Source organism: Streptosporangium subroseum (assembly GCF_900188345.1).
Classification (GTDB): domain Bacteria; phylum Actinomycetota; class Actinomycetes; order Streptosporangiales; family Streptosporangiaceae; genus Streptosporangium; species Streptosporangium subroseum.
On the sequence record NZ_FZOD01000043.1, the window covers coordinates 66,855 to 86,201 of the forward strand.

Here is a 19,347-nt window from a genome sequence, read left to right on the forward strand (position 1 = left end):
GTTACTTGACGTGCGCACTACGACTTCCCAGAAATAGGAGAATTATGGGCAAGGGTCTGCAGGACCATCACCATGAGCCGGCCGAGACCTTCTCCTGTCTGAACTTTCGCGGGCTGCCATTCATGACTGATACGGTCGTAGAAATTCAGGGTGCCGATCAGCTGTTCTTCCACTCGCAACGGAACCGAGAGCACCGCGCGAACTCCGGAGACGCCCGCCGCCAGGCCGGGAAAACCGAAGGGGCGTGCCGCGTAGAGGTCGTTGACCGCGACGTCCACGCCGCGGGTCAGGCTCTCGATGGCCGGTCCGGTCCCGATCTGCTCCTGGAGCAGCTCCAGTCGTCTGCCGTCGTCGTCGGAACCGGCGACCGCACGCAGGCGGTTCTGGTCGTCCAAGAGCATGAGCGCCGCACCATCGGCGCCGAGAACGTCCGCCAGAGCGTTGAGTGTGCGCTCGACGAGCCGAGATAATTCGAGAACTTGGGTCATGAGCGGGCTTCCTACATGCTGAGGTAGCTCCGCGGACACAAGGCGGAATGAGCTTCGTTCAAAGACTAGTGCTGCTCGATGACTCCGGCCAAACCGTGCACGACGTTGATCACCAGCTAAGGCCACATATCGCCGTCAATACATCGTTAAGCATTCGGCAAACAAAGATCGACAGAGTGGACGCATGAACATGCCGTCACGTTCCGCCATCGTCCGCCGACGTCGCACCTTCGTGCATGTCGTGCTCCGGGATCTCTCGGAGACCGGCGACGTCACCGTGCCGCCCTGGTGGGCGGACGAGATCCAGCGGGAGTTCGGTGGGCTGAGCGGATTTCTGGCGGAGCTGAGCCGCCAGTGGTGGACGGCCTACGCCGCGCATCTGGACGCGCTGATCGAGCTCGGTGCGGGCGACCCCGCGCAGGCGTGGGCCGACGTCACCGAGCAGATGCCCCACCTGCGAGCCGTCCTCGACTCCTACGCCGGCGAGGACGCACTCGCCGAGGCCGAGCAGCGTCACTGTGACGTCCTGCGCTGGACCACGCGGCGCGACACCCGCCGTGCCGCCTGAGGGGCCACCTGAGAGGTTATCTGAAGGGCCGCCCGAGGACTCGCCGTTGCCCGCAGACATATCCGCGAGTAATCGGGTAGCCATAAACGATGCTCAGGTTTCTCGATGGTCACTCTTCGTCAGATCGGTTCTCGCGTCGCCAGGCCGCGGATGATCAGGCCGCGGACCGGCGGCTGGGTGTACGGCTGACGCTGGCGGCGGTCGCCGTCGCGCTCTTCACCGTGCCGTTTGTCATCCTGCTCATCCTCGTGAAGACCTCGTTCACCCCGCTGAGCGACTTCGACGAGAGCATCGCCCTTCAGCTGCACGCGCACGCGGTGGCGGACCCGGGCTACACGAACTTCCTGAGCATAGGGACCGAGGTGTTCGGACCCTGGACCTGGCGTGTCCTGGTGATACTGACCGGGATCTGGCTCTGGTACCGGGGAGCTCCGCGCCTGGGGATCTGGGCGGTCGCCACCATCACCTTCGGCGGCCTGCTCAACCTGGCCGTCAAGGCGGCCGTCGACCGCGCCCGGCCCGACCTGCCGGACCCGGTGGCCTCCGCGCCCGGCGCCTCCTTCCCGTCCGGGCACGCGATGGGCGCGGCACTCGGCGTGTGCATCCTCATGCTCATCCTGCTGCCCTCCCTGAAGAGCTGGGCCGCCCGGATCATCGCCTGGCTCGTCGCCGGCGCCATCATGGTGTTCGTCGCCTACAGCCGGGTGGCGCTCGGCGTCCACTGGGTCAGCGACGTGGTCGCGGGCGTCGCCCTGGGCATCGTGGTCGTCGTGGGGGCCGCGATCGGATTCGAGGCCTGGCGCAGAGGCGAGGGCCGCAGGCCCGCCGAGCCCCTCAAGGAAGGCATGGAGCCCGAGGCGTTCTGAGAGTCACGTGATGGATTCCGGAGCGTTCTGGGCACCGTATCGGCGGAGCCCAAGGCGTTCTTGGGCGCCGTATCGGCGGAGCCCAAGGCGTTCTGGGCGCCGTATTGGCGGGGCCCGAGGCGTTCTGAGAGCCGGATTGAGGGTAGCTCGCGCGCCATGTCTAAATTGTCGATCGACGTCAAAGGCGCGGCACGCCTCATCCTGCTCCCCCTGGCCCTCATGGCCGCCCTGACGATCGGCGTCGGGCTGCTCATCACCCAGGTCCTGCAGACGACCACCCTCATCGCGAACGACGAGGGGGTCAACGAACAGCTGGTCACCGACCGCACGGCGTTCTTGAACGACGCCACGGACAGGATGACCTCGTTTTCGGACATGCCGACGATCATCATCGCCACCGTGGTGCTCATCATCGTCTTCCGGCTGGCATTCAAGCGCTGGAACGAGTCGATCTTCCTGACGCTGGCCGTCTTCTCCCAGTCGGCCATCTTCCTGCTGGCGACCGTCTTCGCCCAGCGGAAGCGTCCCCTGGTCCAGCACCTCGACCCCGCACCCCCCACCTCCAGCTTTCCCTCCGGGCACACCAGCGCCGCGGTCGCCTTCTACTGCGGCGTCGCCCTGGTGCTGACCGTCCACACCCACCGGTTCAAGATTCTCAACGTGCTGTGGTGGGCGATCGGTCTGGCGATCCCACTGGGGATCGCATACTCCCGGATGTATCGCGGCATGCACCATCTGAGCGACGTGAGCTGGGGTCTCCTGCTCGGCGCGGTCTGCATCGCGGTGGCCGCCAACGCGCTGCTGTTCCGGCCCGTGGTGAGCGAGAAGAAGGAGAAGGCCGCCACGCGGGAATCTCCGCGATCTCCGCGGCCCGTCTCCGAACGGTGATCGGGCGTCACCGCTGGTCACCCTCGTGCGAAAGCCGCGTTTTCGATCATGTGTACGCTTGGACCGGTCTAGATTCGAAGGCGCGTAAATAAGGAAATACACCCGTGCACGCAGATGACTGGAGCACGATGGACGAGTTCCGGTCATCGACCCGGGCACCCGAACAACTCAGCGACGCGGAAAAGCAGGAGACGGACGGCGGCTATCGTCGGCCCGGCTCAGCATGAGACGGTAGGAACCACCAGAATCAAGCCTCACATCCGTCACTTCAGGTAGCCCGATGATCGCCCTATGCTACGAAGTAAGATAGAAACCTCGATAGGGAGATTCAACTCTCCCATATGGGGAAGAGCAGCCAGCCGGCCGGACCCAGACGCGTTCGACGGCTACCCTCTAGGAAGGAAGCCGGTCCATGGATCGTCAGTCCGTTGTCTGCCATACCTGCACGGGCGTACTGCCCGCCACCGACTCTCGCACCTACACCATTCAGCGAGGGCGTCTCATCGTGAGCAACGGATACTGCACCTGTCCCCCCTCCGCGCAGCAGCCCGCCGCGCAGACGGCCCAGACCGCACAGCAGGCCGCACCGTCCGTGGAGTCCGGCACGCACCGGCAGCCGCAGCAGGGCGAGCAGCAGCCCGCGAACCAGGGCGTGATGGCGGGCGCCTGAGAGACACCCGGTGAGTAGTCGGGAGCTGCCGTGGGTCGGGGGGCCTGCGCGCGGCAGCTCGACCCCTCCATCGACCCGCCGACCGCGGGTCATGTCGCCGGCAGCGTGGGTTCAGCGGGTCAGCCGGACAATCCCCACGCCGCGACCACGGCGAGGCCACTCGTTCCGAGTAGGCCGATAAGCACCACGATGGCAATCACTCGACGGTTCATAATCTGGAGCTTAGCCAGACGCCTCGGACGAAGAGGTCCGACGAGACGGCTTGCTCGAACCGGCGTGTCCACGCGCCGTCGTCATGGCTCCGGCACGGTTCCCGGCCACTTGGGTGTGATCAACCGGCCCCGTTCGGCCCGGATGATGTGGATGACCGCGTTGATGAGGGCGAGGTGGGTGAATGCCTGGGGAAAGTTGCCCAGGTGGCGCCCGCTGAGAGGATCGATCTCCTCGGCGTAGAGACCGAGAGGGCTGGCGAAGGAGAGAACCTTCTCGCAGAGCCTGTGGGCGCGGGCGTACTCCCCGATCTCCGTCAGCGCCGAGACGAGCCAGAACGAGCACATCGTGAAGGTGCCCTCCTCCCCGGCCATGCCGTCGTCGGTGTCCTTCGTCCTGTAGCGCAGGACCAGATCCTCGACGGTCAGCTCGTCGGCGATGGCGAAGACGGTGTCGCGGACCCTGGGGTCGGTCGACGGCAGGAAACGCACGAGTGGGATGAGCAGGAGCGACGCGTCCAGGGCATCGGTGTCGTAGTGCTGCCTGAAGACTCCGCGCTCGCTGACGCCGTTGGCGCAGACGTCGGCGTGGATCTCGTCGGCGGCGGCCTGCCAGCGACCGGCCAGGTCCAGTTCCTGGCGGAGCCGGGCGAGCCGCGCACCCCGGTCGGCCGCCACCCAGCACATGACCTTCGATGAGGTGAAGTGCTTGGGTTCGCCGCGCACCTCCCATATGCCGCGGTCGGGATCCCGCCAGTATTTGAGGGCGGCCTCGACCTGACGCCTCAGCATCGGCCAGATTCGCTCGTCCAGGCGTTCCCTGGTCCGGGTGTGGATGTAGAAGGAGTCGAGGACGGCTCCCCAGACGTCGTTCTGGCGGTGACGGTAGGCGGCGTTGCCGATCCGGACGGGCCTGGCTCCCTCGTACCCTTCGAGATGATCGAGGATGCGCTCCTCCAGGACGCGCTCGCCGTCGACGCCGTACATGATCTGCAGCTCCTCGTCCCTCTCCGTGATGTCGGCGATGAACCAGAAGAAGTCGTCGGCCTCCCAGTCGAACCCGAGCGTGTACAGGGCCCAGAGGGCGAAGGTCGAGTCCCGGATCCAGGTGTAGCGGTAGTCCCAGTTGCGGCTTCCGCCCGGCACCTCGGGCAGGGAGGTGGTCGCCGCCGCGACGAGCGCGCCGGTCGGGGCGAAGGTCAGCCCCTTGAGCGTGAGGGCGCTGCGTTCCAGGAAGCCGCGCCAGGGATGGTCGGGGAAGTCGCCTCTGGCAAGCCAGTGCTGCCAGTGGTGGGCGGTCCACACGAGCCGGGCGTACGCGTCCTGGAAGGTGTAGGGCGGCTCGTGCGTGGTCCAGGTCAGCGCGCAGAAGCGGGTGTCTCCCTCGCGCAGCAGGGTACGCGCGGTCGCCCTGCCGCCTTCGAACCCCAGTCGCAGGTCGGTGGTGAGCATGAGCTCCAGTTCCTGCCCGTCCGCCTTCGCGAGGCCCTGGTGGTAGCCCCGCTCCGTGTAGGCCCAGCGAACCGGTCTGCGGCCGTAGTCGAACATCGGCTCGCAGTCCAGGGCGACCTGCGCCTCCCCGCTGACGCAGCGCACCGTACGCAGCAGCACGTGGGAGGCGTCGTAGTCGGTCGGCGCCCTCCTGTGGGTCTGGGAGAGCTCCTCGTCGTGATGCCAGGGGCCCATGAGCAGCAGGTCGCGGACGATGATCCAGCCGGTCGGCGTGCCCCAGCTCGTCTCCAGCACCATGGTGCCCGGGAGGTATCGGCGCGCGGCCGGGACCCTGATGTCGGCGGGACCGATCCGGAAGCCTCCGGCATCCCGATCGAGCATCGCGGCGAACACGCTGGGCGAGTCCATCCGTGGCAGGCACAGCCACTCGACGTTTCCGCTCGGCGCGACCAGGGCGCTGACCTCGCAGTCGGACAGGAAGCCGTAGTCCGCGATCGGCGGAAAGAGCGAGGAACCGGAAAAGGCGCCCACCGGTGATTCGGCTGTCATGCGACTTTTCTACCCTCGACTCCCATTTAGGCACGCTCACCGCTGATCGAATCGGCCGCGACCCCGAGAGCCCCTCTGGATAACAAATCGGTCTCGGGGGGAGCGTAGCCTGGCAGGGAGTCGCCCCTCAGGAGGTCCGCCATGCGCATGATCAAACTTCCGTTCGGGGAGGAAGTCGTGGCCCTCGGCCAGGGCACCTGGCACATGGCTGAGGATCCCTCGCGCCGGGAGGAGGAGATCACGGCGCTGCGCCTCGGGCTGGAGCTCGGCATGACGTTGATCGACACCGCCGAGATGTACGGCGGCGGCAGCGTGGAACGGCTCGTCGGCGAGGCGATCGCCGGTCTCCGTGACGAGGTCTTCCTCGTCGGCAAGGTATTGCCGCACCACGCCACGACCGAAGGCACGATCACCGCCTGCCAGGACAGCCTGCGCCGCCTCGGGACCGACTGGTTCGATCTCTACCTGCTGCACTGGCGGGGGCCCACCCCGCTGGAGGAGACGCTGGTGGCCTTCGAGAAGCTGACGGCCCGGGGCGACATCCGGAGCTGGGGCGTGAGCAACTTCGACCTCCCGGACATGGAGGAACTCGCGGCCCTCATCGGTGGGGGCGCCGTACAGACCGACCAGGTCCTCTACAACGTCACCCGGCGCGGCATCGAATACGACCTGCTGCCCTGGTGCCGCGAACACCGCATTCCGACCATGGCCTACTCGCCGATCGAGCAGGGCCGGCTGATCGGCCACCCCTCGCTCAACGCGGTGGCCGCCCGGCATCGGGCGACCACGGCCCAGGTGGCCCTCGCCTGGGTGCTGCGCGACGACGATGTCATCGCCATCCCCAAGGCCGGAAAGCCGGAGCACGTAGGGCAGAACCAGGCGGCTCTGGACATCCGCCTCACCGAGGAGGACCTCAACGAGCTGGACGCGGTTTTCTCGCCGCCACCAGGGCCACGACCCCTGGAGATGCTCTGAACCATTTCCTCGCCACCCCGTGACGTACGGGGCCCGTCAGCGCCCTCGCCGCCACCTCTCGTGCCGGGAAAAGCCATTTGATCCCTATTTCTGAGTGAACTTTTCGGACAAATCACTGTCGAGTCTGCTAGTAAGATGCCCGACCAGGTTCACGTCAGAGAGGTTCATCGTGGGGCGCGACGGCAATCAGGAACCAAAAGCAGAGAGTCCCGGCGAGCAGACGGGTCCGCTCGGGCCCGAGCCCCAGCGAGGGATCGATCACCATCCCACGGGCGACATGCTGTCGGATGAGTGGATTCAGGAAACCGCTCAGGAGCCCGTTCCGAACGTCGGCGACCGGGTGATCCTCCACCTCGACGGATCCCGGGAGATCATCAGCCCCGACGGATCGCGAAAAATCGTCCACCTTGACGAGTATCGGGATACCTCGGAGTTCAACAGGGTGGACGCGCCCACGGGCGCCCAGGACTCCGCGCAGGTCCGTAGTTTTCTCGGGTCGGGGTGGAGAGAGAATCTCGATCTCCCTGACGAGCGTCGCCACAGGGGCAAGCGCAAGAGCAGGCTGCTCCTGGCGGCCGTCGGCGGGATCGTGATCGTCGGGCTTGCGAGCGGATGGATGATGTCCTCCACGGGCACGACGCCCGGCACCTCGTGCGCGTCGGGCGCCCAGTGCACGACGGCCGAGCATCCTGAGCAGCCTTCGGAGTCGCCGGCCTCCCTGCCCGCGGAGACGACGGACCCGTCCGTCGAGCCGACCGTCACCGTCAAGCCGACGACCGTCCCCCGCGTCCGGGAGTCCCGCACCTCGGATCCCCGTCCGACGGTGACCCGGAGCAGCACTCCCCCGCCGAAGCCGAGCCCCACGCGACAGCGGGAGGAGAGCAGCTCCCTCAACCTGGACCCCGAGCCGGAGACCCCGACCAGGCCCGCGCCCTCGTCGACGCAACCGGCAAAAACGGCGAAACCGAGCGAGAGCGCCCCTCCGGCCGAGAGCTCCACGCCAACCCAGGAGCCGACCTCGGCGGGAAACCCGAGCCCCAGCGATCCCCCGAAAAAGGGCGGGCTGCTGGACTGGCTGTTCTGAGGCACTCCTCGTCGATGAAGACCGGCCCCTCCGGCAGCGGCCTGAAGACCGAGGAGGCCGGTGCGCGCGTCGGCGCTCGCCGATCGGTGAGGGTCAGCCGAGAATGCCGCGGTCGTACGCGACCGCGACGGCCGCGGCCCGGTCCTTGACCCCCAACTTGCCGTAGAGATGGGTGAGGTGGGTCTTGACGGTCGCCTCGCTGATGAACAGCACGGCGGCGATCTCACGGTTCGACGTGCCCTTGGCGACGAGCGCGAGCACCTCGCGCTCCCGGGTGCTGAGCGGCTCGTTGCCCGGCGTCCTCACGTGCGAGATCAGGCGTGAGGCGATGGCGGGTGACAGCACCGTCTTGCCCTCGGCCGCCGCCCGTACGGCCGTGAAGAGCTCGTCGCGCGGCGCGTCCTTGAGCAGGTAACCGGTGGCGCCCGCCTCGATCGCGGGGAGGGTGTCGGAGTCGGTGTCGTAGGTGGTGAGCACGAGCACTCTGCAGCGCAGGCCGCGACGGGTCAGCTCGGCGATCGCGGCGACCCCGCCGGAGCCGGGCATCCGCAGGTCCATCAGGACCACGTCGGGGTCGAGGATCTCTGCGAGCACAACCGCCTCGGCTCCGTCCGCGGCCTCGCCGAGGACCTCGAAGTCGGGGGACGCCGCGAACATGCCGCGCAGTCCGTCACGGACGACGGGATGGTCGTCGACGATCAGCAGGGTGATGGTGCGCTCAGCCATGACGCACCAACGGTACGCGAGCCGAGACGGCCGTGCCGTGTCCCGGCTCGGACTCGATGTCGACGGTCCCGGCGATGCGTTCGGCGCGGGCGCGCATGCCGCCGAGGCCGAAGCCGCGGCCGGTCTCGCGCTGGAGCGCCGCGTACGGATTGAAGCCGCCGCCGTCGTCGCGGACGTCCAGGCTCACCTCGTCGTCCATGTACGAGAGGGTGACGCCGACCCGCTTGGCGCGGGCGTGCCGACCGGCGTTGGCGAGGGCCTCCTGGGCGATACGGAGCACGGTGGCCTCGATCTCGTCGTGCAGCGGCTCGACGGTGCCGGTGACGGTGAACTCGGCCCGTACGCCCATCGAGTCCGACCACGTCTCGACGATGTTCTTCAGGGCATCGGGAAGCGTGTCGTGCTCCAGCGCACCGGGGCCGAGGTCCTGGACCGAGCGGCGGGCCTCCCCCAGGCTGTGGCGGGCGAGGGTCGCGGCGCGCTCGACGTGGTCGTGGGCCGCCCCCGGGTCGGCGCTGTCGACGGCCGCCTGTAGTTGAGTGATGATGCCGGCCAGTCCCTGCGCGATGGTGTCGTGGATCTCGGCGGCCAGGCGCCTGCGTTCGTCGTTGACGCCCGCCTCGCGGGCCTGGACGAGGAGCTGGGCGTGCAGCCCCGCGTTCTCCTCCAGGGCCTGCTCGAGACGGGAGTTGGCGAGCTCCAGCTCCGTGATGGTGGCGGCCTTGTCCTTGGCGCGCTTGGCATCCTTGAGGCTGATGTCGGCGAAGACGAAGGTGAGCGCGACGTTGAGCGCGAAGAGCGCGCCGAAGGCGACCCACTGCAGGCCCCCGGCGGGCGGCAGGCCACCGGACTGCGAGCCCGCCATGGTCACGGCGGTGGCGAACATTCCGGCGTACATCTGACGGCGCGGCAGCAGCCGGTCGGCGTCGAAATAACCGAGCACCGCGTAGACGGCGAAGAACGGGTTCAGCCAGGTGAGCGCGAAACCGAGCGCGAACCGTACGACGTAGTAGGCCCGGCCCGCCGCGTTGTGCTCGGGCCGGCCGGGACCCGTCCTGTTCCACCACAGGTGCAGGACGAGCGCGGCCACGATGAGTGACCCGGTCGCGTACTTCTCACCACGGGTCATCAGAAACAGGCCGGCGGTGGCGGCCCCGAGCAGCGTGCCGAGGCCCAGCAGGGCGTACGGGCCCCAGCGGAAGAACCGGTCTCCCCAGCTCTCGGCCGTCGTGTCACTTGCCATCCGCTCGGCTTCTCCTTGTCCTGATATGTCCCGTCACTCCCACCGGAACCAGCGTGCCGCAACAGCGATCAGAATCACAGTCCACAGTGCCGTGACCCCGAGATGGGACCAGCTGGGCCAGTCGCCCGCCGCCGCCTGGTTCAGCGCCTGCGCGGCGGCCCCGAACGGGGTGAACCCGACGATGCGCTGCAGGAGGTCCGGCATGACCTGGACCGGCGCCCAGACACCCACGGTGAACATCGCCGGGAAGAAGACGGCCATGCCGACGGCATTGGAGATCTTCGTGGTGCGTGAGAGCGCGGTGATCGTCGCTCCGAACGCGAGCGCGCCGAGCGTGGCGAGGACCAGTGCCAGCACGTAACCGAGGAGCTGCCGGGGAAGCTCCACCCCGTAGGCGAGGCGGCCCACGGCCATCGCGAGGATCGCCGAGCCCAGGGCGGCCGCGCCGTTCAGCACGATCTGCGCCGCCAGCAGGTACACGGGTCGCATCGGAGTGGTCGACATGCGGCGCAGGATGCCGCGTTCCCGGTAGCCGGTGAGGGCGGGAGGCATGGCCTGCAGTCCGGCCATGATCACGGCGAGGAGCACGACCACGGGGACGTACAGGTCGACGGTCCGGAGGCCGCCGAGCGCCGGATCGGCCGTCCGGAAGGACGGGACCAGGCCGAGGATCGTCAGCAACAGGGTCGGGAAGGCGATGACCCAGAAGAGGGCCGCGGGCTCACGGGTGAAGAGCCGGGCCTCGGACTTCAGCACGGCGGTGGATGCGGACATCTGTCAGGACTCCTGTTGGGTGAGATCTGCTGTCGCTTCTGGGCCTGTGGTGAGACCGGCCGTGGGGCCCGCGGTGAGGTCGAGGAACGCGGCGTCCAGCGTGGCGTCGGCGACGCGGAGTTCCTGAGCGGTGATCCCATGCCGCGCGAGCAGTGAGAGCACCGCGTTGACGGTCTCGTTGGTTCCGTTGATGACCAGCCGGCCGTCCTTGCGCTCCACGGTGGCGACCGCGGGCAGGGTGGCCAGATCATCGTCGCCGAGTGGCCGCGAGGGTGTGAACGAGATGACGGTCGAGTGCGCGGAGCGGCCGATGAGGCCCGCCGGGGTGTCCAGGGCGGCGACCCTGCCCGTGTTGATCACGGCGACGCGGTCGCACAGGTGCTGGGCCTCCTCCATGAAATGGGTGACCAGCAGGACGGTCACCCCGGAGTCCCGCACGTCCTCGATCAGTTTCCAGGTGTCGCGGCGGGCCCGCGGGTCCAGGCCCGTGGTGAGCTCGTCGAGCACGACGACCCTGGGGTTGCCGATGAGCGCCAGCGCGATGAACAGCCGCTGCTTCTGGCCGCCGGAGAGCTTGCCGAAGCGGGCGGTGAGCCGGTCGGTGAGATCGAGCCGCTCGGCGAGGATCCGCCAGTCGGCCGGTTTCGGGTAGAAGGCGCTGTAGAGCTCCAGCGCCTCGCGCACGGTGAGCTTCTCCTGCAGCTCACTCTCCTGCAGCTGAGCGCCGAGAATCCGGGTCACCTGCTCGTGGTCGGCGACCGGGTCGAGACCGGCCACCCGGACCGTGCCGGCGTCGGGCACGCGCAGTCCCTCGACGCACTCCACGGTTGTCGTCTTGCCCGCGCCGTTCGGGCCGAGGATCCCGAAGATCTCGCCCTCCTCCACGGAGAAGGACACTCCGTCCACGACGGGTCTGCCCCCGTAGGCCTTGCGCAGCCCGCTGACTTCGATAATCGCCATACCTTGAGAATCCCGGTGAACAGCTGTCCGGCACATCGCCCATCGCGCTCGGAACCGTCTCAACCGATCGGTTGAGACGTACCGACGGAGGTGCACCTATGAACCTGCTCCGCGACGAGTTGCACGGGATCGCCGACGAGGTTCCCCCGGTCGATCTGGCCGAACGTGCCATCAGGGGTGCGAGGCGCAGGCGCGCGGGCACGATGGCACTGACGGTCGCCACCGCCGTGGCCGTGGTGACGGGCGGCACGACCGTCCTGGTCAACGGCGCCCCGCACGCCGAAAGGCCCGTCGTGTTCACGACTGTCCCCGAGACCGTTCCCGCTGTCCCCGAAACCGTTCCCCCGCTGCCGAAGAAGGGCGTCGGCCCGCTGATCCGCGCCTACTCCGCTCCGTGCCGATTTCCGACCGACACTTCCAAGGCATGCGACGGCGGCCGGTGGCGGGTGTCCACCGCCTCCGGTGCGACCTACGAACTCACCGAGGCCATGGGCCTCGCGCTCGCGGACTCCAAGCGCGTGATCGGTCCGGTGACGATCACGCAGGACGGCCGGCGGATCGCCTACTACAGCGAGAAGCAGCGGGCCATCGAGGTGCGCGACCTCGCGAGCGGCCGGATCTGGAAGGCGCCGTTCAAAATCGGAGAGAGCGACCTCGACGGCGGTCACGTCCTACGCCTGTCCCCCGACGGCCTGCACCTGATCCACGCGCGCTGGGGCAACGGGTCCACGTGGTCCAGCGTCCTGGTCGACATGGAGACGGGCAGGACGACCACCCTGGGTGCCGACTGGTTTCCCCTGAGCGTCGGCGACGGCGGCAGTCCGGTCACGCTGACGAAGTGGCGTGGCAAGACCACCCAAATCTGGGTTCTGGGCAACAAGCCGATCACCATCAAGAGTTCCACGCGCCAGTTCAGCGCCCTCGGCCCGGACGGGCGCACCCTTGTCAGGCTCGGCGCCGCCTCCGGGCGGACCACGGGCCCGTTCTCCCGGGAGATCATCGTGCTTGACGCCGTCGGCGGCGGCGAAAGGCCGCCGGTGCCGGTCGAGGACATCCCGGAGGAGCAGGTCATCCGCGACCTGGGTGCCTGGGTGAGCGACACGGAGGTGACCGTGCGCACCGTACCCGGATCATCCAAGCTGGGCGACCGCGTCACGCCGAAGCTCTACGCGGTGAACGTCCACACCGGCAGGGCCAGGGAGCTGAGGAAGACCGGCTCTCATGACCTCTCCGTCCTACCGGGAATGCTCTAGCAGACCGAACGGAAGGGGACCATCGCCGGGGCGGCGATGGTCCCCGTTCCTGTGGAAGCTCAGGATTAAGACTGCCGGGTGAGCCGGAACGACTGCGCGGCGGTGTTGTCGCAGGTGCGCTGCACCAGCTGGACGCTGTCGGCCGTCGAGGCGTTCGGCACGCTGATGCACTTGGCGCTGAGTCGGCTGACGAAGTGGTAGTTGCCGCCGCCCTCGGAGACCGCCTGCCACTGCTGGTTGTTGCCGCCGCCGTACGTCCACTGCTGGAGGGGAGCGCCGTCGGCCAGGGAGACGTTGGTCACGTCGATAGACTGGGCGCCGTTGTTGCGGTTGTTGATCCGCGCGAAGCCGCCACTGGTCGGCTGGACCTGGAACTGCTGCGCGAGGGTGCCGTTGCAGGCGTACTGCTGAATCGCGGCGCCGCTGGTCGTGGCCGCCGCGCGAACGTCCACGCACTTGCCGCTTCCGCTGTTGACGAGGGTGTACCAAGCGGTCGGCGAGATGGGGTCCGTGGGGTCGGGAGTGGGGGTGGGCGTCGGGGTGGGAGTGGTGCTCACTCCGCCCAGCCACTTCAGGCCGTCGATGACAAACCGGTTCTGCACCTCGCTGGAGAAGGTGGACGACAGTCCGGTGTTGGTGCTGTAGTTCATGTCGTTGTGGCCGAAGTTCGCGTAGAGCATCTTGTAGTTCTTGTTGGTCCACATGATCGGGTAGTAGCCACTACGCCAGGACTGGTTGGGGTCCGTTCCGACGGGGAAGCTCGACGGGTCGATGGACCCGAGGATCTTGATGTTCGGGTTGTTCCTCAGGTCGTTGTTCCAGCTGTACCACTCGCTGATCGAGGAGGTGAAGGTGGCGGGAAGCCGCGCGGTGGAGGGGTGGGTTCCGCCCTCCGTGCGCAGGGTGACCGAGGTGGGACCCCAGGTGTTGGACTTGAACGCCCCGGTGCCCAGGAACTCGTTGTGGTACCAGGACCAGCTCTGGGGGTCGGTGTTGAACGCGGAGACGTGGAATCCCATCCACCCTCCGCCGTTGCGCACGTACTGCTCGAACGCCGATCGCTGGGCGGCGTTCTGGGGCAGGTCGTCCAGGAAGAGCACCACCTGATACTGCTGGAGGTTACTGGCGTTCAGCAGGCTCCAGTTGTTGGTCGAGGTGTAGGAGAAGTTGTTCTGCGCGGCGGCCTGTGGGAACCACTTGTTGGCGTCCTGCACGAAGTTGATGTGGGCCGCGTCCCAGGTGCCGCTGTAGAAGGCGAGCACCTTGAAGCTCGGGGCGGCCGCCGCCTGGGCGGCATTGTGGGCCGGGATGGCCGTGAGGCCTATCGCGACGGCGAACAGGGCGATCAACCGCATCCATGTCCGCATTGTGCCCACCATGTTGTCCCTGGTCATGTAGGTAGCCCTCTATCTCGTGATGGACGACATCACCGCATGACAGCGGAACCCGTCCTGCCTACGGGCATGACGACAACCGGGCCTGCCGGCATTTCGGTAAGCCACATGGGCGATTCTTGTCGGGCTTAATTCAAGTTCTGTTAAATCTAATTGTCAAGTTTCTTTCATAAATCGAGGAGAGGTCAACCGCTACGGACGCGGTGAAGGCGGGCGAGGTCTATCGCATCACGCGCAACGGCATCGAGGTCGCCGAACGACGGCCCCCGTCCCACGGGTGCCTGACCGCGGAGGACCTGACCGCCCGGCATCGCCGGCTACCGCGCGTGGACCACGAGCTCATGCGTCAGGAGTCCGATGAGCCCTTTGATGCGAAAAAACACATATTTGGGCGATTGCCCCTCTTGTACCAGTACGGCAGGGTATCGATAAGTTGCATTCCATGAACATCGCTATTACCAATGGATTTGTCGTCCCCGTTGACGGCGAGACGATCGACGGCGGCACCGTCCTGATCCAGGACGGCAAGATCGTGGCGGTCGCCCCCGACGCCGAGGTCACGGTGCCCGCGGGCGTCACGACGATCGACGCGGGCGGCTCGTGGGTGCTGCCCGGTTTTGTCGAGGCACACGGTCACCTCGGCGTCCACGAGGAGGCCGAGGGCTGGGCCGGCCAGGACACCAACGAGATGACCGACCCCAACGGCGCCCGGCTGCGCGCCCTCGACGCGATCAACCCGGCCGACGTGGGCTTCGCCGACGCCCTGTCCGGCGGCGTCACCACCGCCGTCATCAAGCCCGGTTCGGGCAACCCCATCGGCGGGCAGACGGTCGCCGTCAAGTGCTGGGGCCGTACGGTCGACGACATGCTGCTCCGCGAGCCGGTGAGCGTGAAGAGCGCGCTGGGCGAGAACCCCAAGCGTGTCTACGGCGACCAGAAGAAGCTGCCCTCCACCCGGCAGGGCGTGGCCGCGGTGATCCGCGACGCGTTCGTCAAGGCACAGGACTACAAGGCCAAGCGGGAGCACGCCCAGGGCGAGGGCAAGCCGTTCGACCGCGACAACACGCTGGAGATCCTCGTCCGGGTGCTCGACGGCGAGCTGCCGTGGTGCCAGCACACGCACAGGGCCGACGACATCGCCACGGCCCTGCGGCTGGCCGACGAGTTCGGCTACCGTCTGGTGCTCAACCACGGCACCGAGGGACACCTGCTCGCCGACGTGCTCGCGGAGAAGAACATTCCGGTGATCATCGGCCCGCTGCTCACCAGCAGGTCGAAGGTGGAGCTGCGTCAGCGGTCGCTGCGCAACCCCGGCATCCTGGCCCGCGCCGGCGTCGAACTGGCGATCACCACCGACCACCCGGTCGTGCCGATCCACTTCCTCGTGCACCAGGCGACCCTGGCGATCAAGGAGGGCCTGGACCCCACGGTCGCGCTGCGCTCGATCACGCTGAACCCGGCCAAGATCATGGGCCTGGACGACCGGGTCGGGTCATTGAAGCCGGGACTGGACGGCGATGTCGTCATCTGGTCGGGCGACCCGCTCGACATCATGAGCCGCGCGCTCCGGGTGTTCATCGAGGGCCGCGAGGTCTACAGCTTCTCGGCGGACAAGGGTGAGGGCGAGGTCGCCGACCCCTACTACCGCGAGGCCTGATCCTCAAGCGTGCGAGGGGAGCCGTCCCGAGGGCGGCTCCCCTCCGCGTTTCAGGACTCCGCGTTCGCGAGGACGGCTCCCCTCCGTTTCGGGACTCCGCGTTTCGCGACGGGCCTGATCATGCGCCCCCGAACATCACCCCGGCACGGGGAGACCCGGCTCGCTGCTTCACCATGGACCTGACGTGCGCCGGAACATCACCGGGCACGGCGAGGCCCGGTTCGCTGCTTCACCGTGGGCCCGACGCACGCCGGAACATCACCGGGCGCGGGGGCCCGCACCATGGGCCTGACGTGCGGCCCGAGCATCCCCGGGCAGGGGATACCGGCCCGCTCTCCCCCACCTCGCGACCGACCCCGGTCTCAGACTGGACATCGAATCACATACCCTCCATAAGGTTGCCCGAGGCAATTATATATAGTTGCCTTAGGCAACCATGTGGAGGCGGTCATGTCACCGAAGGACGTCCCGTATCTCCCCCGCACGGCTCAGACAGTGAAAGGACTTCGATGACAACCGCAGTACCGGCCGAGGCGCGGGAGGCGGCACCTGATTCGGCTGCCCCGATGACGCATCGGCAGATCTTGGAAGCGCTGTCGGGACTGCTCCTCGGCCTGTTCGTGGCGATCCTGTCGTCGACCGTCGTGTCGAACGCACTGCCCACGATCATTTCCGACCTGCACGCGGGCGAGACCACCTACACCTGGGTCATCACCTCGACACTGCTCGCGACCACCGTCTCCACCCCCATCTGGGGCAAGCTCGCCGACCTGATGAGCAAGAAGCTCCTGGTCCAACTCGGCCTGATCATCTTCGTGATCGGCTCGGCGATCGCCGGCCTCTCCCAGAATCCCGCGATGCTCATCACGGCCCGGGTCATCCAGGGCCTCGGCGCCGGCGGTCTCACCGCCCTGGTCCAGGTCATCATGGCCGCGATGATCTCGCCGCGTGAGCGGGGCCGCTACGCGGGCTATCTCGGTGCGGTCTTCGCCCTCGCCACCGTCGCCGGGCCGCTGATCGGCGGCGTCATCGTGGACACCTCGTGGCTCGGCTGGCGGTGGTGCTTCTACGTCGGCGTGCCCTTCGCCATCCTGGCGCTGATCGTCCTGCAGAGGACGCTCAAGATCCCGGTGCTCAAGCGCAAGGTCAAGATCGACTGGGCCGGGGCCCTGCTGATCGTCGCCTCGGTGTCGTTGCTTCTGATCTGGGTCTCCTTCGCCGGCACCAAGTACGACTGGCTGTCGTGGCAGACCGGGGCGATGGTCGGCGGCGCGATCGTGCTGGCCCTGCTTTTCATCCTCGCGGAGATGAAGGCCAGCGAGCCCATCATCCCGTTGTGGCTGTTCCGTAACAGGGCGATCAGCCTGGCCGTGGTGTCCAGCCTCATGGTCGGTGTCGGACTGTTCGGCGCCACGACGTTCCTCAGCCAGTACTTCCAGCTGGCTCGTGGGGAGACGCCCACGAAGGCCGGGCTCATGACCCTGCCGTTGATCGCCGGCCTGGCGCTGTCGTCGACGATCACGGGACAGATCATCACCCGGACGGGCCGATGGAAGATCTTCCTGATCAGCGGCGCTGTCCTGCTCACCGCCGGCCTGGGACTTTTGGGCGGCACGCTGGCGTATGACAGCCCGTACTGGCTCCTGGCGATCTACATGTTCGCCATGGGCGCAGGCGTCGGCATGACCATGCAGAACCTCGTCCTGTCCGTCCAGAACCAGGTGAAGATAAGCGAGCTGGGCGTGGCCAGCTCGTCGGTCGCGTTCTTCCGCACGCTCGGCGGTGCGATCGGCGTCTCGGCACTGGGTGCCGTCCTGGGCAACCGGATCATGCAGTACACGGAGGACGGCCTGGCCAGGCTGGGCATCCACAACTCCGTGAGCGACGGCTCCATCCCCGTGATCTCCGCGCTCCCCGCCCCGGTGCGCGCGGTCGTCCAGAGCGCGTACGGCGACGGCGTCGGAGACGTGTTCCTGTACGCCGCCCCCACGGCGCTTCTGGCCCTGATCGCCATCCTCTTCATCAAGGAGGTTCCGCTGCGGACCTCCGACAGCGCGCCGCTTCCCGTCGAGGCGGACGTGCCCTCGACCAACGGCGTGATCTCCGGGCGCCACGCCAACCGCAACCCGCAGGAGCTCCTCCCCGTGGGCGCAGACCGCCAGAACAGCTTCAACGGCTTCGCCGCCGCCCAGACGCCGGCCCAGGGCCTGCCGTTCCAGAGCCCGTCATCCCAAGGTCTGCCGACCCAGGAGACGGCGTACGCGACGGAGTCGCAGTACGGCGGCAGCGGGATCCGCGGCTTCATCCGCGGCGACAACGGAACGCCGGTGGGCCACGCCACCCTCACCCTGATCGACGTACGGGGCCACCAGATCGGTCGTGCGGTCGCGCAGGCCGACGGCTCATACAGCCTGCGGACCCCCGGCAGCGGCACGTACGTCCTGATCGCCTCCGCCGGCGAGCACGACCCTCAGGTCGCGACCCTGGTCGTCGGCGACAAGCCGCTGGAGTTCGACCTGATGCTCACGGGCTCGGGCAAGCTCACCGGCACCGTACGCGACGCGGAAGGCACGCCGGTGGCACAGGCGATGGTCATCGTGACGGACGTGCGCGGAGAGGTGGTCACCACGGGCGTGACCGGCGCGGACGGCGTCTTCGCCTTCGGCGGGGTCGTCGCGGGGACCTACACCCTCGCGGTCAGCGCCGGGGCGCACCGCCCGGTGGCGGTGCCGGTCGAGGTCGGAACCGGCCAGACCAGGCAGGACATCGAGCTGCTGCCCGGCGCCCGGGTCCGCGGCACGATCCGTGTCAAGAACGGAGACGGCCCGCTCGCCGACGCCCGGGTCACGCTGCTCGACGCGGCGGGCAACGTCATCGGCACGGCGACGACCGGCGAGGACGGGGAGTACGCCTTCGCCGACCTCACGGGCGGTCAGTACACCGTCATCGCCACCGGGTACCCGCCCGTGGCGAGCACTCTCAACCTGACCGGGCAGGGTGACGACGGGCACGACCTCTGGCTCGGCCATCCGGAATGACCTCGGGTACGCCGGGCCGCGTCCACGGAAGGGACCGGCCCGGCGGGTCCGGCAACCGGAAACCCGGCACCGCGACCCGACGGCGAGGCGCCCGACATCCCGGGCGCAGTCACCCAGTAAGCGAGTGAAAGCAGGATCACCATGTACACCAGCCCTCAGGCCACGGAAAGCGCCCCCTCGGAGCGGCGCGGCCTGCATGCCCTGGTGCGAACCAAAGACGGCTGGGCGGTACAGCACGCGATCATCACCGTGACCGACGGGTACGGCAACCAGGTCGTGCGGGCCGAGGCGGACGCCGAGGGCGCGGTGATGACCGCTCCGCTGGCGCCCGGCGTCTACACCGTCGTCGTCACCGCGGTCGGCTACTCACCCATCGCCTCGACGGCGATCGCGACCACGTCCGGCACCGCCGAGCTGGGCGTCCTCGTGCTCGCCCGGCAGGGCGGTGTGGAACTGCCGCCGCCCGGCGTGTGGACCATCGATCCCGCTCATTCGAAGGTGGCCGCGACCGCGCAGCACCTCGGGCTGTCCAGCGTGCAGGGAAGGTTCACCG

General features: G+C 67.9%; 17 protein-coding genes. 10 read left to right on the forward strand and 7 right to left on the reverse strand.

Annotated features, from left to right (window positions below):
- Positions 1-17: 17 nt before the first annotated feature.
- Positions 18-488: a GAF domain-containing protein gene (locus CHC08_RS32215; RefSeq protein ID WP_089211152.1), complete on the reverse strand. Its 471-nt coding sequence runs from the start codon at positions 486-488 to the stop codon at positions 18-20.
- A gap of 184 nt (positions 489-672) precedes the next feature.
- On the opposite strand from CHC08_RS32215, the gene CHC08_RS32220 reads away from it, so the two are divergent.
- The 4 genes from CHC08_RS32220 (at position 673) to CHC08_RS32235 (ending at position 3,480) form a co-directional block, all read left to right on the forward strand.
- Complete coding sequence (locus CHC08_RS32220) at positions 673-1,056, forward strand: hypothetical protein (protein WP_089211153.1); 384 nt, start codon at positions 673-675, stop codon at positions 1,054-1,056.
- 89 nt (positions 1,057-1,145) lie between these two features.
- Positions 1,146-1,922 (forward strand): phosphatase PAP2 family protein, encoded by a 777-nt coding sequence (locus tag CHC08_RS32225; RefSeq protein ID WP_089211154.1) that lies wholly within the window; start codon positions 1,146-1,148, stop codon positions 1,920-1,922.
- Between the two features lie 156 nt (positions 1,923-2,078).
- A complete protein-coding gene (locus tag CHC08_RS32230; protein WP_089211155.1) occupies positions 2,079-2,810 on the forward strand; it encodes a phosphatase PAP2 family protein in 732 nt (243 codons plus the stop codon).
- 412 nt (positions 2,811-3,222) lie between these two features.
- Positions 3,223-3,480: a hypothetical protein gene (locus CHC08_RS32235; protein WP_089211156.1), complete on the forward strand. Its 258-nt coding sequence runs from the start codon at positions 3,223-3,225 to the stop codon at positions 3,478-3,480.
- A 293-nt stretch (positions 3,481-3,773) separates the two neighbouring features.
- On the opposite strand, the gene CHC08_RS32240 is transcribed toward CHC08_RS32235, so the two are convergent.
- The gene (locus CHC08_RS32240) at positions 3,774-5,690 is read right to left on the reverse strand and encodes a glycoside hydrolase family 15 protein (protein ID WP_089211157.1); all 1,917 of its coding nucleotides are present in this window, start codon (positions 5,688-5,690) and stop codon (positions 3,774-3,776) included.
- A gap of 141 nt (positions 5,691-5,831) precedes the next feature.
- Between CHC08_RS32240 and CHC08_RS32245 the strand changes: the two genes are divergently transcribed.
- Positions 5,832-6,665, forward strand: a complete 834-nt coding sequence (locus tag CHC08_RS32245; protein WP_089211158.1) for an aldo/keto reductase — start codon at positions 5,832-5,834, stop codon at positions 6,663-6,665.
- A gap of 277 nt (positions 6,666-6,942) precedes the next feature.
- Complete coding sequence (locus CHC08_RS32250) at positions 6,943-7,749, forward strand: ubiquitin family protein (RefSeq protein ID WP_089211159.1); 807 nt, start codon at positions 6,943-6,945, stop codon at positions 7,747-7,749.
- Positions 7,750-7,842: 93 nt separating this feature from the next.
- Here CHC08_RS32250 and CHC08_RS32255 read toward each other — a convergent pair whose 3' ends face one another.
- Genes CHC08_RS32255 through CHC08_RS32270 form a run of 4 tightly spaced genes read right to left on the reverse strand, consistent with a single transcriptional unit; the run spans position 7,843 to position 11,452 of the window.
- Positions 7,843-8,475: a response regulator gene (locus tag CHC08_RS32255; RefSeq protein WP_089211160.1), complete on the reverse strand. Its 633-nt coding sequence runs from the start codon at positions 8,473-8,475 to the stop codon at positions 7,843-7,845.
- Complete coding sequence (locus tag CHC08_RS32260) at positions 8,468-9,718, reverse strand: sensor histidine kinase (protein WP_089211161.1); 1,251 nt, start codon at positions 9,716-9,718, stop codon at positions 8,468-8,470. The genes CHC08_RS32255 and CHC08_RS32260 overlap by 8 nt, the downstream gene beginning before the upstream one ends.
- 33 nt (positions 9,719-9,751) lie before the next feature.
- Complete coding sequence (locus tag CHC08_RS32265) at positions 9,752-10,492, reverse strand: ABC transporter permease (RefSeq protein ID WP_089211162.1); 741 nt, start codon at positions 10,490-10,492, stop codon at positions 9,752-9,754.
- A 3-nt stretch (positions 10,493-10,495) separates the two neighbouring features.
- Entirely contained in the window at positions 10,496-11,452 is a 957-nt protein-coding gene (locus CHC08_RS32270; RefSeq protein ID WP_089211163.1) for an ABC transporter ATP-binding protein, read from the reverse strand.
- 98 nt (positions 11,453-11,550) lie between these two features.
- On the opposite strand from CHC08_RS32270, the gene CHC08_RS32275 reads away from it, so the two are divergent.
- A complete protein-coding gene (locus CHC08_RS32275; protein ID WP_089211164.1) occupies positions 11,551-12,705 on the forward strand; it encodes a hypothetical protein in 1,155 nt (384 codons plus the stop codon).
- A gap of 65 nt (positions 12,706-12,770) precedes the next feature.
- Here the strand turns inward: CHC08_RS32275 and CHC08_RS32280 are convergent, their stop codons facing one another.
- Complete coding sequence (locus tag CHC08_RS32280) at positions 12,771-14,072, reverse strand: ThuA domain-containing protein (RefSeq protein ID WP_218825594.1); 1,302 nt, start codon at positions 14,070-14,072, stop codon at positions 12,771-12,773.
- Between the two features lie 469 nt (positions 14,073-14,541).
- Between CHC08_RS32280 and CHC08_RS32290 the strand changes: the two genes are divergently transcribed.
- The 3 genes from CHC08_RS32290 to CHC08_RS32300 all read left to right on the forward strand — a co-directional run.
- The gene (locus tag CHC08_RS32290; protein ID WP_089211166.1) at positions 14,542-15,756 is read left to right on the forward strand and encodes an amidohydrolase; all 1,215 of its coding nucleotides are present in this window, start codon (positions 14,542-14,544) and stop codon (positions 15,754-15,756) included.
- Positions 15,757-16,265: 509 nt separating this feature from the next.
- Positions 16,266-18,794, forward strand: a complete 2,529-nt coding sequence (locus tag CHC08_RS32295) for an MFS transporter (protein ID WP_218825595.1) — start codon at positions 16,266-16,268, stop codon at positions 18,792-18,794.
- 141 nt (positions 18,795-18,935) lie between these two features.
- A partial coding sequence (locus CHC08_RS32300; protein ID WP_179282333.1) for a carboxypeptidase-like regulatory domain-containing protein occupies positions 18,936-19,347 on the forward strand: 412 nt, incomplete at its 3' end.

Bases quoted from the DNA above. Each gene is read 5' to 3' on its own strand.
- CHC08_RS32215 (WP_089211152.1), bottom strand. From the start codon at position 488: ATGACCCAAGTTCTCGAATTATCTCGGCTCGTCGAGCGCACACTCAAC.
- CHC08_RS32220 (WP_089211153.1), top strand. From the start codon at position 673: ATGAACATGCCGTCACGTTCCGCCATCGTCCGCCGACGTCGCACCTTC.
- CHC08_RS32225 (WP_089211154.1), top strand. From the start codon at position 1,146: ATGCTCAGGTTTCTCGATGGTCACTCTTCGTCAGATCGGTTCTCGCGT.
- CHC08_RS32230 (WP_089211155.1), top strand. From the start codon at position 2,079: ATGTCTAAATTGTCGATCGACGTCAAAGGCGCGGCACGCCTCATCCTG.
- CHC08_RS32235 (WP_089211156.1), top strand. From the start codon at position 3,223: ATGGATCGTCAGTCCGTTGTCTGCCATACCTGCACGGGCGTACTGCCC.
- CHC08_RS32240 (WP_089211157.1), bottom strand. From the start codon at position 5,690: ATGACAGCCGAATCACCGGTGGGCGCCTTTTCCGGTTCCTCGCTCTTT.
- CHC08_RS32245 (WP_089211158.1), top strand. From the start codon at position 5,832: ATGCGCATGATCAAACTTCCGTTCGGGGAGGAAGTCGTGGCCCTCGGC.
- CHC08_RS32250 (WP_089211159.1), top strand. From the start codon at position 6,943: ATGCTGTCGGATGAGTGGATTCAGGAAACCGCTCAGGAGCCCGTTCCG.
- CHC08_RS32255 (WP_089211160.1), bottom strand. From the start codon at position 8,475: ATGGCTGAGCGCACCATCACCCTGCTGATCGTCGACGACCATCCCGTC.
- CHC08_RS32260 (WP_089211161.1), bottom strand. From the start codon at position 9,718: ATGGCAAGTGACACGACGGCCGAGAGCTGGGGAGACCGGTTCTTCCGC.
- CHC08_RS32265 (WP_089211162.1), bottom strand. From the start codon at position 10,492: ATGTCCGCATCCACCGCCGTGCTGAAGTCCGAGGCCCGGCTCTTCACC.
- CHC08_RS32270 (WP_089211163.1), bottom strand. From the start codon at position 11,452: ATGGCGATTATCGAAGTCAGCGGGCTGCGCAAGGCCTACGGGGGCAGA.
- CHC08_RS32275 (WP_089211164.1), top strand. From the start codon at position 11,551: ATGAACCTGCTCCGCGACGAGTTGCACGGGATCGCCGACGAGGTTCCC.
- CHC08_RS32280 (WP_218825594.1), bottom strand. From the start codon at position 14,072: ATGCGGACATGGATGCGGTTGATCGCCCTGTTCGCCGTCGCGATAGGC.
- CHC08_RS32290 (WP_089211166.1), top strand. From the start codon at position 14,542: ATGAACATCGCTATTACCAATGGATTTGTCGTCCCCGTTGACGGCGAG.
- CHC08_RS32295 (WP_218825595.1), top strand. From the start codon at position 16,266: ATGACAACCGCAGTACCGGCCGAGGCGCGGGAGGCGGCACCTGATTCG.